Source organism: Mucilaginibacter sp. CSA2-8R (assembly GCF_038806765.1).
GTDB lineage: Bacteria > Bacteroidota > Bacteroidia > Sphingobacteriales > Sphingobacteriaceae > Mucilaginibacter.
Window position 1 is genome coordinate 788551 of the sequence record NZ_CP152389.1, and the last position, 15357, is coordinate 803907.

A 15357-nucleotide genomic window follows, 5' to 3' on the forward strand; every position below is an offset into this window, starting at 1 on the left:
GGGTTATTTAAGTCTGATTTCGCTTACACTGCAGCCTTGTGGCACCATCGGGAACACGTTGTTCTCTTTGGTTACAAATACTTCCAGTAAATAAGAGCCTTTATGATTTAACATCTCTTGTAAAGCAGGTTGCAGTGCTTCGCGCTCTTTGATGCACTGGCCGGCAATGCCGTAGCCTTTAGCCACCTGTACAAAGTCGGGGCTTTGGATGTCCACAAACGAGTAGCGACGCTCGTTAAACAGTTCCTGCCACTGGCGCACCATGCCTAAAAAGCGGTTATTCAGAATTAAAATCTTTACATCAACGCCGCTTTGCATAATGGTGCCTAACTCCTGCAACGTCATTTGGAAACCACCGTCGCCAATTACCGCAACTACGGTACGGTCTTGTGCCCCAAATTTGGCACCTATGGCAGCAGGCAGTGCAAAGCCCATGGTACCTAAACCGCCGCTGGTAACATTGCTGCGGGTTTGGTTAAATTTGGCATAGCGGCAACCCACCATCTGGTGCTGGCCTACGTCGGTTACAATTACGGCATCGCCGCCGGTTAATTGGTTAAGCTGCTCAATAACCTCGCCCATGGTCATCTCACCGACTTTCGGGTGTAATTCTTCATCAATTACCGCCTCGTTTTCTTTGCGGGTAAAATCGTTAAACTTTGCTAACCACTCGGTATGTTGCTTGGCTTCAATGTGTTTAGTTAATAGGGGAAGGGTCTCTTTACAATCGCCCCAAACGGCCACATGCGTTTGTACGTTTTTGTCGATTTCAGCCGGGTCAATATCAAGGTGAATTACCTTAGCTTGTTTAGCATACTTGTCTAAACGGCCGGTTACACGGTCGTCAAAACGCATACCGATGGCAATCAGTACATCGCACTCGTTGGTTAACACGTTAGGGCCATAATTGCCATGCATACCTAGCATGCCTACGTTTTGGGGATGGTCGGTCGGAATGGCACCAACACCCATAATAGTCCAGGCAGCAGGGATGCCGCTTTTTTCTACAAAAGCTTTAAACTCCTGCTCGGCGTTACCTAACAATACACCTTGTCCCCATAAGATGAATGGTTTCTTGGCTTCGTTAATTACCTGTGCCGCTTGCTCGATATATTTATGACGAACAATAGGCTTTGGCCGGTAGCTACGGATATGGTTGCAAGGCGTATAACCTTTAAACTGAAATTTTTGTATCTGGGCGTTTTTTGTAATATCAATCAGTACGGGGCCTGGTCTGCCGGTGCGGGCAATGTAAAATGCCTTAGCTATTGCCTCGGGGATTTCGTTGGCATCAGTTACCTGGTAGTTCCATTTGGTTACCGGGGTAGTAATATTAATTACGTCAGTTTCCTGGAAGGCATCAGTACCCAGCAAGTGTGCAAATACCTGCCCGGTAATACATACTAACGGTGTGCTGTCTATCTGCGCATCGGCCAGGCCGGTAACCAAGTTAGTGGCACCAGGGCCGCTGGTAGCAAAAACTACACCTACTTTGCCTGAGGTACGGGCATAACCCTGCCCGGCGTGGATGCCTCCCTGCTCGTGACGGACCAGGATATGGTTTAGCTTTTCTTTGTAATCATACAAAGCGTCGTAAATAGGCATAATAGCACCACCCGGATAGCCAAAAATGGTATCTACTCCTTCAACAATCAGAGCTTCTAACAATGCGGCCGAGCCTGATAGCTCAACAGCAGTTTGCTGCTCGGGGGCTGTTAGTACTTCTTGCTGTGCAACTTCCATAATATAATTTTTATGAGGTATATTTTAGGTGATAACAGTTAACTATTGCTGTTACCTTTCATTGGTTATTCTTCATCTGTAACGCAGCCTTGGCTGGCGTCTTTAACACTTTTAAAGTATTTAAATAACAGGCCTTTGCTTACTGGAGGCTTAGGCTGCTGCCATTCGCTGCGGCGTTGTGCCAGCTCTTCATCGCTGATTTTAAGGTCGATGGTGTTCGAAACAGCATCCAGTACGATGGGGTCGTTGTCTTTCACCAATGCAAGGTTGCCTCCATCAAAAGCCTCTGGTGTAATGTGACCTACTACAAAACCGTGAGTACCACCCGAAAAACGGCCGTCGGTAATTAATGCTACCGAGCTGCCCAAACCTGCGCCAAATATGGCTGAAGTAGGCTTTAACATTTCGGGCATACCCGGAGCGCCTTTAGGGCCTACGTTGCGGATGACCACTACATCGCCGGCTTTTACACGGCCGGTTTGTATACCTTTGATTAAATCAAACTCACCGTCGAACACACGGGCGGGGCCTTCAAAGCGTTCGCCTTCTTTACCGGTAATTTTTGCTACGCTACCACCAGTGGCCAGGTTGCCGTATAATATTTGTAAGTGGCCGGTTGCTTTAATAGCTTTATCAACCGGTAGAATGATTTTTTGAGTATCAAAGTCTAAGTCGGCAATCTCTTCCAGATTTTCAGCCACTGTTTTACCAGTTACGGTTAAGCAATCGCCATGCAACCAACCTAATTTTAATAGGTATTTCATTACCGCTGGTATACCTCCAATTTTGTGCAGGTCTTCCATCATGTACTTGCCGCTTGGCTTCATATCAGCCAGTAACGGAATACGATTACTTACTTCCTGAAAATCATCCTGGCTTAACGGCACGCCTACGCTTTTGGCAATGGCAATCATGTGTAAAACGGCATTGGTTGAGCCGCCCATCACCATAATGGTTACGATAGCATTTTCAAATGCTTCGCGGGTCATGATGTCTGATGGTTTAATATCTTTTTCCAGTAATTTCAGAATAGCTTTACCGGCAGCCTTACACTCATCTTGCTTTTCCTGACTTAAAGCCGGGTTTGATGAGGAGTAAGGTAAGCTCATGCCTAAGGCCTCGATAGCAGCAGCCATAGTGTTAGCGGTGTAAATACCACCGCAGGCACCTGCACCTGGGCAAGCATTTTTTATGATTTCTTTAAAATCAAAATCGTCTAAGGTACCGGCTATCTTTTTGCCCAAGGCCTCAAATGCCGAAACGATGTTCAAATCTTCTCCTTTATAATGACCTGGTTTTATGGTGCCGCCATATACCATGATGGATGGGCGATTTAAACGTCCCATGGCAATTAACGAACCCGGCATGTTTTTATCACAACCAGGTACGGTAATTAATCCGTCGTAGTACTGAGCGCCGCAAACCGCTTCTATCGAATCGGCAATTACATCGCGGCTTACTAAAGAGTAGCGCATACCTTCGGTACCGTTACTCATACCATCGCTTACGCCAATGGTGTTGAAAATTAAACCTACCAATCCTTCATCCCAAATACCCTGCTTAATTACTTTCGACAGATCGTTAAGGTGCATGTTGCAAGTGTTACCGTCGTAACCCATACTGGCAATGCCCACCTGTGCTTTTTTCATGTCATCATCGGTTAAACCAATGCCATATAACATGGCTTGTGCTGCAGGTTGTGTAGGGTCTAATGTCAGGGTTTTGCTGTAGCGGTTTAATTCAACAGCCTCGGTGGTTTCGTTATGCAAACTCATGGTTTTGTATAGCTCAGTTTATTTAAAAATGCACTGTATTATTTAAGCTATTGAAAGGTTGGTGTTACCTATTTCAATACTGAATATTCGTTAGTGCGCTTTTTCTAAAATTAGTTTAACGTTTAATATTGGTAAGTTAGCGAGATGCGCTTTGCATTACAATAGACTAAAATATTATTTTAATTAAGTTTTTTATTTTGAATTAATTAATTAAATAAAATTTTGTTATGATAATTTGTATAAATGTAGAATAATATTTTGATGTGTGCATACCAAAGTTGAAATTGGTATTTGGTATTAATGTTATGCATGCATAGCAAGGCAGGCAAATTCGTGCTTAAAACCGGAGAGGTGCACTAAATGGTATAAAAAAACCCGGCCTGAAAAGGCCGGGTTTAAAGCTTTGTAAGCGTTATGGTTTAACGGTGGGTAATGCCTTCGGCTAATACCATCACTTTGTTATTGTTTACTTCAACCACGCCGCCTTTAATAAAAAACACATCGTCTTTAGCACCGCGAACGGTAAGTTTACCATCTTCGAGCGTAGAGATGATAGGCGCGTGATTGTTTAATATTTCAAATGACCCCATAGTGCCCGGAACAGTAACTGAGGTTACCTGGCCTTCGTACACTTTTTTATCGGGAGTAAGAATTTCTAAAGTCATATTTCTAAGTTGCGGGTTTTGGGTTGCAAGTTGCGAGTTGTTTTCTGATGTATGCTTTCAATTAACTCGTAACGCACAACCCGCAACAATTAATTATTTGCTTCTGCTATCAGTTTTTTACCTTTTTCAATAGCATCTTCAATGCTACCTACCAGGTTGAATGCACCTTCTGGATATTCATCCACTTCGCCATCCATAATCATGTTAAAGCCTTTAATAGTATCTTTAATATCTACCAATACACCTTTTAAGCCGGTAAACTGCTCTGCTACGTGGAATGGCTGAGATAAGAAACGTTGTACACGACGTGCACGAGATACTGTTAATTTATCTTCTTCGGATAACTCGTCCATACCCAGGATGGCGATAATATCCTGCAGCTCTTTGTAACGTTGTAAAATCTCTTTTACGCGTTGTGCAGTGTTATAATGCTCGTTACCTAAAATAGCAGGGCTTAAGATACGTGAAGTTGAATCCAGAGGGTCAACCGCAGGGTAAATACCTAACTCAGCAATTTTACGTGAAAGTACAGTAGTAGCATCTAAGTGGGCGAAGGTTGTGGCCGGCGCAGGGTCGGTCAAGTCATCTGCAGGTACATATACAGCCTGTACCGAAGTAATTGAACCACGTTTGGTTGACGTAATGCGCTCTTGCATCACACCCATCTCGGTAGCCAGTGTTGGCTGGTAACCTACTGCTGATGGCATACGGCCTAATAAAGCCGATACTTCAGATCCTGCCTGGGTAAAGCGGAAAATGTTATCGATGAAGAACAGGATATCACGGCCTTTTCCTTCAGCATCACCATCGCGGAAATATTCGGCAATAGTTAAACCTGAAAGGGCAACACGTGCACGTGCACCCGGTGGCTCGTTCATCTGGCCAAACACGAAGGTTGCTTTAGAATCTTTCAACTCTTCTTTGTCAACTTTCGACAAATCCCATCCGCCCGACTCCATTGAGTGCATAAATTCTTCACCGTATTTGATAATGCCCGATTCAAGCATCTCGCGCAGTAAGTCGTTGCCTTCGCGGGTACGCTCACCTACACCGGCAAATACTGATAAACCAGAATATGCTTTAGCGATGTTGTTGATCAGTTCCTGAATTAATACAGTTTTACCTACACCAGCACCACCAAACAAACCGATTTTACCACCTTTAGCATAAGGCTCTAATAAGTCGATTACTTTAATACCGGTAAATAGTACTTCGCTTTCGGTTGATAAATCTTCAAATCTTGGAGGAGTAGCGTGGATTGGACGACCATTAGCTGTACTTAATGACTCGATACCGTCAATAGCCTCGCCAACTACGTTAAATACGCGGCCTTTGATATCGTCGCCGATAGGCATACGGATAGGCGACTCTAAGTCGGTTACCGGCATACCGCGCAACAAACCGTCGGTAGAATCCATAGCGATTGCGCGAACGCGGTCTTCGCCCAGGTGTTGCTGAACTTCTAAAACAATTTTTTGTCCATTGCTTTTGGTGATTTCCAGCGCATCGTAAATTTTAGGAAGATGAGCATCATCGCTAAAGCTTACGTCAACTACCGGACCAATAATTTGTGAGATTTTTCCAATGTTTGGCATATATACCTTACGTAATATTTAATTATACTAACCATTAAAACAGCGGCTTATATAGTAAAAACACACTATTTCGGAGCGCAAAGTTAAGCTTTATAATGAATTTTTAATTACCTAACCTGAAGAATTTTAACTAAAAATTGAGCTATACTTATTATAATAAAATAAGTATCTTAGCGGCCCTTTTTAAAAAGGTATCTATTTATAAACCAATTGCTAAGATGAGAAAAGTTTTACTATCGCTGTTTTTTGCATTCGTGCCGTTTGTGATTTTTGCGCAGGGTTTTCAGGTTAACCTGGAAGGGCAAAAGCAAATAGGTATGGGGCATACCGGTACAGGTTTGCTGCTTGATGGTTCGTCGGTGTTTTTTAACCCAGGTGCCGTAGCTAAATTATCCGAAAATTATTTACAGGCCGGTGTAAGCCCCTTGCTGTTTAAATCGGGCTTTGTACAGGCCGGCTCAAACGTGCAGTATAATACTGCAGATAAGGTAGCGCCGCCATTTAATGCCTATGCCGTATGGGGCCCTAAAGCCGCCAGTTGGAAACTGGGTTTGGGCGTTTATACGCCGTTTGGTGGTTTAACTGATTGGGGTAACAACTGGCCGGGCAAATACACGCTCACTTCGCTTGATTTAAAAACCATATTTATACAACCTACTATAAGTATTAAACTGGCCGACTTTATTAGCATCGGTGCCGGTTTTGTTTACAACCACGGTTCTGTAAACCTTAAACGTGCCATCCCGCTGGCTGATGCCAGTAATCCGCAAGGAGAGGCCGAGCTTAAGGGCGGTGGAAGCGGTATTGGCTTTAACGCCGGTGTGTTTATTGACACTAAAACAGGTTTAACTATTGGTATTACCCATCGTTCTAAAGTAAATACCAAATTGACTAATGGCGATGCTTATTTCAGAGTTCCGGCGAGTTTGCAGGCTAACTTTCCAAACCCTAACACTTTTAATGCCGAATTACCTTTGGCAGCAACTACTTCGATAGGTTTAGGTTACAGCTTCGCTAAAAAATGGCTGGTTGCGGTAGATGCCAACTACGTGCATTTTGATAGCTACAAAGCCCTGGCTTTTGATTATGCCAACAACACCAGCGTACTACAAGACACTTACTCGCCACGCAACTATAAAAATGCGGTGAGTTTGCGTGCAGGTGTGCAATACAAAGCTGCTAGCCAGTTGATGCTGCGTGCAGGTGGCGGTTACGCCTCAACACCGGTTAGAGACGGTTACGTAACACCTGAGGTGCCTGATGCCAACCGCGCATTTTACACCGCCGGTTTAAGTTATTTGGTGAATAAGCATTTTGATATCGATCTTTCTTTTGAGTACGAACATTTGGCCAGCCGTACCCAAACCAATATCGAGTCGCAATTATCAGGAACGTTTAGAAGCAATGTTTATATTCCAGGCGTAGCTTTAGTTTACCACTGGTAATCAGAGAATAAGAAATTTTTTAAGTAAATTGTAGCCGTTTTTACAACAATAAAATGAAATTTAATAATTACAAAAATATTTTACTGTCGGGCTTGCTGTTGTTAGCGGCCTGTAAACCGGATGTTGATGTTGCTCCGGCCAGTAACGGTGGGGTCGACTTTTCGGCATATATCGCCGTAGGCGATTCGCAAACCGCAGGGTATGCCGATGGGGGCTTGTACCGTACTGGGCAGATCAATTCTTTCCCCAATATCATTGCCGACCAGTTAAAAGCAGTAGGCGGCGGTAATTTCAGTCAGCCTTTATTTAGCGAAGCGCAGGCCAGCGGAACCGGCTACCGGAAAATCGATAAGTTTAATGCCGATGGTACACCATCTATTGTTGATGTGCCTGCTACGGCCGTAAGAAGCGCCAACCCGGTGCTATTTACCAAATACACAGGTGACAACAGCAATTACGGTATTCCGGGCATTAAAGTAATTCATACCGCAATTGCAGGTTACGGCAATCTTAACCCTTACTTCGAGCGTTTGCAAGCCGCATCGTACCCAACTGCAAATACTACATATCTGGATTATATTACAGCAAAGCCGTATACCTTTTTTACTTGCTGGTTAGGCAATAATGATGCATTGGGTTATGCAACCGCTGGTGGCGTAAACGAAACATTGACCGATAAAAGTCAGTTTACTGCTGCCTATTCTGCAGTAATTGAAAAATTAACAGCGGGAGGCAAAAAGGGAGCAATAGCTACCGTGCCTGATGTAAGTACTATACCATTCTTTAACACGGTAACAATCCCGGTATTGTTGGCCGCGGTGCAAAGAGCGGCTCCGACGGTGACTACGCTTTATGTAAGCGCCCGCAAAACATCTGATGCCGGTACCACGACTTACGAAACCCGCGCGGCCACTACGGCCGATTTGATTACGTTGACTTTCCCGACCAGCAAATTGGGTGTAAATGGTTACGGCGTGTCTCCGTTAAATCCTATCGAAAACCAATATGTGCTGGACGCCAATGAGGTAACCCTGGTGCGCGATTACGTAACTGCTTATAACCAAACCATTACCTCGCTAGCCGCTGCCAAAGGTTTAGCTTTATTTGATGCTTATACTTTTCTAAATAATGTTAAGCAAAAAGGGTTGTTAATTAACGGTGTTAACCTGAGTGCCATTTACATCAGCGGAGGCTTGTTTTCATTAGATGGCGTACACTTGACGCCGAAGGGTTATGCTATTATCGCTAATGAGTTTATAAAAGCCACCAACGCTAAATATGGCTCTAACGTTCCGCAAGCAGATGTCAATAAATATAACAGCGTTGTATTTCCATAATACTAATTGTAAATACTCATAAATAACACGGGCTGCGTTTGATCATCAAACGCAGCCCGTGTTGTTTATAAAGTGAGTTAACAGCTTATTTATTAATTTCTGTCCAAAGCAAATCTTTCAGGGCATCCAGGCCTTGCTGGGCTACAGATGAAATGAATGCGGTTGGTAACCCGGCCGGTAACTCGGCTTTCATTTCCTGTTGTAACTCATCATCCAATAAATCTGACTTTGTAATGGCCAGCACCCGCGGTTTGTGTGCCAATTCTGGGTTGTATTCCTGCAATTCGTTTAACAGTATTTGGTATTCCTGTTTAATACTTCGGTTAGTATCAGCCGGAATCATAAAAAGTAACACCGAGTTACGTTCAATATGCCGCAAAAACCTAAAGCCTAATCCTTTGCCTTTAGAGGCACCTTCGATGATGCCCGGAATATCGGCCATCACAAAAGATTTATTGTTGCGGTAAGCCACAATGCCCAGGTTGGGTACAATGGTGGTAAAAGCATAATCAGCAATCTCGGGTTTGGCAGCTGATACTACTGAAAGGAGGGTAGATTTACCTGCGTTCGGGAAGCCTACTAAACCAACGTCGGCTAAAAGCTTTAGTTCAAGTATATTCCAGTGTTCCTGACCAGACTCGCCGGGTTGTGCAAAGCGTGGTGTTTGTTGTGTAGATGATTTAAAATGCCAGTTGCCTAAACCACCCCGGCCACCTGGTGTTAATATTTTAGTTTCGCCGTCTTGGGTAATCTCAAATAATACCTCTCCGGTTTCTGCATCTTTAGCAATGGTACCTAAAGGCACTTCCAAAATTTCATCCCGGCCGGTTTTGCCCGACCTTAATGCACTGCCGCCACTTTCGCCATCGCCAGCTATAATATGTTTACGATACTTAAGATGAAGTAAAGTCCATAACTGGGAGTTACCTTTTACGGTCACGTGCCCGCCCCGGCCACCATCGCCGCCATCAGGGCCGCCTTTGGCCGTATGCTTATCACGGTGAAGGTGCGTGGAGCCTGCTCCGCCTTTGCCCGACCGGCAACATATCTTTACGTAATCAACAAAGTTGGAACCTTGGCTCATGAGAGTAGTGTTTTGTAGTCCGTTAGTCGATGAGCGACGTAACTATTTGTAATTAATTTCATAACCTCACATTTTGTATGCTCGGTCTTTAAACAACAAATTCGGATTCAAACAGTTCCGTGCGTTCTGTCTAAATCCGAAATTGTAGGTGAATAATAAATATCTTAGTACTGGTCTACAACCGAAGAGACTGATCCGAATATTTCTTCGATGGAGCCGATACCGTTAATGCTGGTAAACTTATCCTGCCCTTTATAAAACTCTGCTACAGGTGCGGTTTTGCTATTGTATTCGTTAATGCGTTTACGAATCACTTCGGGGTTGGCATCATCCGGCCGGCCCGAATCCTTGCCGCGAAGCAACAGGCGGTTTTCCAGTTCCTGATCGTCAACTACCAAAGCAACCATTCCTGATATTGCCGTGTTCTTTTCGCTCAAAAGAGTGTCCAGCGCTGCAGCCTGAGCTACCGTGCGCGGAAAACCGTCAAAAATGAAGCCCTTGGCTTGTGGGTTAGCATCCAATTTGTTGCTAATCATGCCAATCACTACTTCGTCCGGAACCAGCAGACCTTCGTCCATCAGTTTCTTAGCTTCTAAGCCAAGGATAGTGCCTTGTGCTATTTCGTTACGTAACAGATCACCGGTTGAAAGGTGAATTAATCCGTATTTTTCAATCAGTTTTTGAGATTGTGTGCCCTTTCCAGCGCCGGGAGGGCCGAACAAAACAAGGTTTAGCATCCTTTGAATTTAATTTAAAAATAAAAGCCTTTCTGCAATAATACGGAAAGGCTTTATGATAAAAAAGTGGACTTGAAGGGAGTCGAACCCCTAACCTTCTGATCCGTAGTCAGACGCTCTATCCAATTGAGCTACAAGTCCGTCCTTGAATGGAGTGCAAAGATAGTATTAGATTGATAATCCTCAAATAAATTTGATAAAAAATATCAGATAAATTTATAAATGTACTGTATTTGATTAATAATCAGTAAGATATTTTATAGTTGTCATGGTAGCTGCTGAGTTAAACATTCATTTTATCTGGTTTACAGGGAATAGCATTGATAAATGAATAGGGTATACAGTAACTCAAAGGCGTTAATCTTTCGTTGTTAAAGACTAACGCCCCGCAGATCAAATCAAAATGTTTATTTCAGCGTATCTTCAATCGCATCAAAATTGGGCAAATCGCCGGCCGACTGTAATACCTCAGCGTAAATAATTTGCTGGTCTTCGTCAATTACAAAAGCTGCGCGTTTGGCCACACCCTTTAAGCCAAATACAAATTCATCATAAAAAGCGCCGTAGCTTTCAGAAACTGTTTTATTAAAATCGGATAGTAATGGAAACTGGTAATGGTTTTCTTCTTTAAACTTAGCCAGCGTAAACGGCGAGTCTACCGAGATGCCTAACACTTCGGCATTCATGCCTTCGTAAAATCCAAAATTATCACGCAGGGTGCAAAGTTGCGTGGTGCAAGTGCCGGTAAAAGCCATCGGAAAAAAGTGAATTACTACTTTGCGTCCCTTAAAATCAGATAATGATGTTTCTTTTAAATCAGACGAAATCAGGGTGAACTGAGGGGCCGGTTGGCCTATAGATAAAGACATAAATTATTTAGTGTTTTTGTTCAAATATACGTTTAAAACCACAGGCAAGGATTGCAGACGCCGCTTTAAATTTAGCCGTAAATTGTTTAGCGAAACTTAACTACCGTACCGAAGTTATTGGATAAATAGAATTAATAGATGAAAGCCATTGTTATTACGCAATCCGGCGGTCCGGAAGTATTGAAATTAACTGACGTACAGAAGCCCGAACCCCAACCCGGCGAAGTACTGATCAAAGTAGCTGCTGCGGGCGTTAACCGGCCGGATGTGGCTCAGCGCAAAGGTGTATATCCGCCCCCGCCCGGGGCGCCGCAAAATATACCAGGTTTAGAAGTAGCTGGTGTAATTGAAGCCGTAGGTTCGGCAGTTACTTTATGGAAGCCTGGCGACCGCGTTTGTGCGCTGGTGAGTGGTGGCGGTTATGCAGTGTATTGCGTAGCGCCGGAGGGGCAATGTTTACCGGTGCCAGGCCAGCTAAGTTTTACAGAAGCAGCCTCGTTACCCGAAACTTTATTTACCGTATGGAGTAATGTTTTTGACCGGGGTAAACTGCAGCCAGGCGAAAGTTTGCTGGTGCACGGTGGAAGCAGCGGTATAGGAGTTACTGCAATTCAGGTAGCAAAGGCTTTGGGCAATACCGTATATGTAACCGCCGGCAGCGATGATAAGTGCCGGTTTTGTGAGCAGTTAGGGGCTGCCAAAGCGGTAAATTACAAGCAAGAAAAATTTGTGGAAGTGATTAAGCAAATTACGCAAGGCAAAGGTGTTAATGTAATTCTGGATATGATAGGAGGTGATTACACCCCCGGCAATATCGAGGTTTTGGCCGAAGACGGGCGTTTAGTTATGATTAATACCATGAAGGGTAAAGATGCCAACGTGGATTTAAGTGTTGTGATGCGTAAGCGTTTAACCCTTACCGGTTCTACACTGCGCGCACGAGATACAGCTTTTAAATCGGCTATTGCGCAGGCCTTGCTCAAGCATGTTTGGCCTCTCATTATCACAGGTGTTATTAAGCCGGTTATTCATCAAACTTTTCCTGCTCATGATGCTGAAGGTGCTCACCGCTTAATGGAGAGCAGTAGCCATACCGGTAAAATAGTGTTAGAGTTTTAAAGGAAGGTTAAACGGCCATACAATCTCCTACACAGATGATTTATGACAGCGTTATGGAATTGTAGCTGTTTAGTAAGCCCTGTTAATTTATACTTTTGCCAAAGATAAAGCGCATTTACCATGAGAATTGCCATTAACGGATTTGGCCGTATAGGCCGCATTTTTTTACGTAATATTTTGGTAAGGCCAAGCATTGAGGTGGTGGCCATCAACGATATTACTAATACCCGTACGCTGGCCCACTTGTTTAAGTATGATACGGTACACCGCGGCTTTAGAGGCGAGGTGTACGCTGATGATGACAATCTTTATATTAACGGAAAGACAATCAAAGTACTATCAGAAAGTATACCCGTTAACTTGCCCTGGCAAGAATTAGGTATTGATCTGGTGATTGAATCAACCGGTAAGTTTGCTTCGCTGGATGGTGCTAACCAGCATTTAACTGCAGGAGCCAAACAAGTTATTTTATCGGCACCGGCCGGTGGCAAAACCGTACCTACCGTAGTGTTGGGCGTAAACGATGCCGATGTGGACTTGCGCTCGAAGGTATTATCTAATGCTTCGTGTACTACCAACAACGTTGCTGCTATGGTTAAAGTGCTCGAAGAACATTGGGGTATTATTGAAGGTTATATAACTACGGTACACTCCATGACTGGCGACCAAAACCTGCACGATGCACCGCACAAAGATTTGCGCCGGGCACGTGCTGCGTCGGCTTCTATTATTCCAACTACCACGGGTGCGGCTAAGGCCATCACGTCTATATTCCCGCATCTGGATGGCAAATTGGGTGGTGCTGGTATACGGGTTCCGGTGCTTAATGGGTCATTAACCGATTTTACCTGTCTGCTCAAAAAGCCGGCAACGGTCGAAACTATCAACGCGGCCTTCAAGCAGGCGGCCGACGGCGAAATGAAAACTATTTTGGAATACACCGAAGATCCAATTGTATCAACTGATATTTTAGATAATCCGCACAGCTGTATATTTGATGCACAGTTAACCTCCATTGTGGGCGATTTAGTAAAAGTAGTAGGCTGGTATGATAACGAAATGGGGTATAGCAGTCGCCTGGCCGATCTGGTTGAGAAGATTGCAAGTTTGCCGGCAGTATAAATCGTTAAAAAGGATTTAACAGTAATTACGCAAATGATAAAATTTATATCAAAAGACGATATTTTGCCTATTCGTAATGAGATATTGAGAGAGGGCAAGCTTACTTTAGAGCAATGCCGTTTTCAGGGCGACGACCATCCGGCAAGTTTTCATCTCGGGTATTTTGATGGCGAGCAGTTAGTAAGCATAGCCTCGTTCCATCCGCAATCGTACCTCGAGTTTGCAGGTGCGGGTTACCAGCTCAGGGGCATGGCAACACTAAAGCCTTATCAAAGTAAAGGCTTAGGTACCCAATTGGTTAACTTTGCTGTTGTTTATTTGCGCGGGCAAAAGGTAAATTATGTTTGGTGTAACGCGCGTAAAGTTGCTGCCGGTTTTTATGGCAATTTGGGGTTCGAGGTGGTATCGCCTGAGTTTGATATTGCGGGTATCGGCCCGCACTACGCCATGTATTTAAAAATACAGTAATTTGTTGGTGGGTTGTATTAATGGCAATCACGTTTGCCGTAAGTGTGTAAAAAGTTTCTTAGTGTAAATTGCACACTTTTTTGGTTATTGTAATTTAAATTTCTGAATTTGGCCGCTCATTTGACGTGTTAACTTCATGAAAACAATTGACCAATTAAACTTTGCCGGAAAAAAAGCCCTGATCAGGGTTGATTTTAACGTTCCACTGGATAAAGATTATAAAATAACCGACGATAACCGGATCACTGCAGCGCTGCCAACCTTGAAAAAGATTTTGGCTGATGGCGGCGCACTGATTTTGATGTCGCACCTGGGTCGTCCAAAAGAAGGGCCGACCGAAAAATATTCGCTTAAACACATCATCCCTCATTTGTCTGAATTATTAGGTAAAGAAGTTCAGTTTGCTGATGATTGTATTGGCCAGCAAGCTACCGACAAGGCTGCTGCACTTAAAGATGGCGAAGTGCTGTTGTTAGAAAACTTACGTTTTTACAAAGAAGAGGAAAAAGGCGATAAAGACTTTGCCGAAAAATTAGCCAAACTGGGCGACGTTTATGTAAACGATGCCTTTGGTACAGCCCACCGCGCCCATGCTTCAACCGCGGTAATTGCGCAGTTTTTTCCGGATGCTAAATACTTTGGCTACCTGATGGGTGCCGAGTTAAAAAATGCCGAAAAGGTATTAAACGGCGCAGCCAAACCTTTCACCGCCATTATGGGCGGAGCCAAAGTAAGCGACAAGTTATTGCTAATAGAGAACATGCTCGATAAGGTAGATAACCTGATTATTGGCGGTGGTATGGCCTATACCTTTGCCAAAGCACAAGGTGGTAACATCGGTAAATCACTGGTAGAAGAGGATAAGCAGGAACTGGCCTTGCAACTTATCCAAAAAGCAAAAGATAAAGGAGTAAATCTGTTGCTGCCAACTGATTCGATCATTGCCGATGCTTTTGCTAATGAAGCTAATACAGACACTGCTTCTAACAAAGATATTAAAGAGGGCTGGATGGGCTTAGACATCGGTCCCGACTCTATTAAAGCCTTTACTCAGGTCATTGAAGGTTCGAAAACCATTTTGTGGAACGGCCCGATGGGCGTTTTCGAAATGGAAAAGTTTGAACAAGGTACCAAAGCTGTTGCCGAAGCTGTTGTTAAAGCCACGCAAAACGGCGCTTTTTCACTGATTGGCGGTGGCGACTCAGCCGCTGCAGTTTCTAAATTCGGCTTAAACGATGAGGTGAGCTATGTATCAACAGGCGGCGGCGCGCTGTTGGAGTATATGGAAGGTAAAGAGTTGCCGGGCGTTAAAGCGATTAACGAATAATTTAAATACCGAACTTATTGAAGGCTGCTTTTACAAAGCAGCCTTTTTTGTATGTTTAAATTTTAATCCCC

At 43.9% G+C, this 15357-nt stretch carries 13 protein-coding genes and 1 tRNA gene; 6 read left to right on the top strand and 8 right to left on the bottom strand.

The annotated features are described in order from the left end of the window. Positions 1-3: 3 nt before the first annotated feature. From ilvB to atpD, 4 genes are all read right to left on the bottom strand, one after another. Positions 4-1743 carry a biosynthetic-type acetolactate synthase large subunit gene (gene ilvB / locus AAGR14_RS03410; RefSeq protein WP_342647196.1) on the bottom strand — a complete coding sequence of 580 codons (1740 nt, stop codon included), beginning with the start codon at positions 1741-1743 and terminating at the stop codon, positions 4-6. Between the two features lie 65 nt (positions 1744-1808). Beyond that, positions 1809-3518: a dihydroxy-acid dehydratase gene (gene ilvD, locus AAGR14_RS03415; protein WP_342647197.1), complete on the bottom strand. Its 1710-nt coding sequence runs from the start codon at positions 3516-3518 to the stop codon at positions 1809-1811. 419 nt (positions 3519-3937) lie between these two features. Next, positions 3938-4183, bottom strand: a complete 246-nt coding sequence (gene atpC, locus AAGR14_RS03420) for an ATP synthase F1 subunit epsilon (protein ID WP_342647198.1) — start codon at positions 4181-4183, stop codon at positions 3938-3940. Positions 4184-4272: 89 nt separating this feature from the next. Beyond that, positions 4273-5778, bottom strand: a complete 1506-nt coding sequence (gene atpD / locus AAGR14_RS03425; RefSeq protein WP_342647199.1) for a F0F1 ATP synthase subunit beta — start codon at positions 5776-5778, stop codon at positions 4273-4275. 218 nt (positions 5779-5996) lie between these two features. Here atpD and AAGR14_RS03430 point away from each other — a divergent pair, with 218 nt between their 5' ends. Together AAGR14_RS03430 and AAGR14_RS03435 are read left to right on the top strand one after the other, a co-directional pair. After that, a complete protein-coding gene (locus tag AAGR14_RS03430; protein WP_342647200.1) occupies positions 5997-7223 on the top strand; it encodes an outer membrane protein transport protein in 1227 nt (408 codons plus the stop codon). A 53-nt stretch (positions 7224-7276) separates the two neighbouring features. Continuing rightward, the gene (locus tag AAGR14_RS03435) at positions 7277-8560 is read left to right on the top strand and encodes an SGNH/GDSL hydrolase family protein (protein WP_342647201.1); all 1284 of its coding nucleotides are present in this window, start codon (positions 7277-7279) and stop codon (positions 8558-8560) included. 85 nt (positions 8561-8645) lie between these two features. Here AAGR14_RS03435 and obgE read toward each other — a convergent pair whose 3' ends face one another. The 4 genes from obgE to AAGR14_RS03455 form a co-directional block, all read right to left on the bottom strand. After that, entirely contained in the window at positions 8646-9644 is a 999-nt protein-coding gene (gene obgE / locus AAGR14_RS03440; protein WP_342647202.1) for a GTPase ObgE, read from the bottom strand. A 164-nt stretch (positions 9645-9808) separates the two neighbouring features. Then, entirely contained in the window at positions 9809-10381 is a 573-nt protein-coding gene (locus tag AAGR14_RS03445) for an adenylate kinase (protein ID WP_342647203.1), read from the bottom strand. Positions 10382-10448: 67 nt separating this feature from the next. Next, a tRNA-Arg gene (locus AAGR14_RS03450) sits at positions 10449-10522 on the bottom strand. 266 nt (positions 10523-10788) lie between these two features. Further along, positions 10789-11250 (bottom strand): redoxin domain-containing protein, encoded by a 462-nt coding sequence (locus tag AAGR14_RS03455; RefSeq protein ID WP_342647204.1) that lies wholly within the window; start codon positions 11248-11250, stop codon positions 10789-10791. A gap of 138 nt (positions 11251-11388) precedes the next feature. On the opposite strand from AAGR14_RS03455, the gene AAGR14_RS03460 reads away from it, so the two are divergent. From AAGR14_RS03460 to AAGR14_RS03475, 4 genes are all read left to right on the top strand, one after another. Continuing rightward, entirely contained in the window at positions 11389-12369 is a 981-nt protein-coding gene (locus AAGR14_RS03460) for an NAD(P)H-quinone oxidoreductase (RefSeq protein ID WP_342647205.1), read from the top strand. A gap of 120 nt (positions 12370-12489) precedes the next feature. Next, positions 12490-13491 (top strand): type I glyceraldehyde-3-phosphate dehydrogenase, encoded by a 1002-nt coding sequence (gene gap / locus AAGR14_RS03465; protein WP_342647206.1) that lies wholly within the window; start codon positions 12490-12492, stop codon positions 13489-13491. Between the two features lie 33 nt (positions 13492-13524). Then, positions 13525-13959, top strand: a complete 435-nt coding sequence (locus AAGR14_RS03470; protein ID WP_342647207.1) for a GNAT family N-acetyltransferase — start codon at positions 13525-13527, stop codon at positions 13957-13959. A 136-nt stretch (positions 13960-14095) separates the two neighbouring features. Further along, positions 14096-15286 (top strand): phosphoglycerate kinase, encoded by a 1191-nt coding sequence (locus AAGR14_RS03475; RefSeq protein ID WP_342647208.1) that lies wholly within the window; start codon positions 14096-14098, stop codon positions 15284-15286. Positions 15287-15357 lie beyond the last annotated feature (71 nt).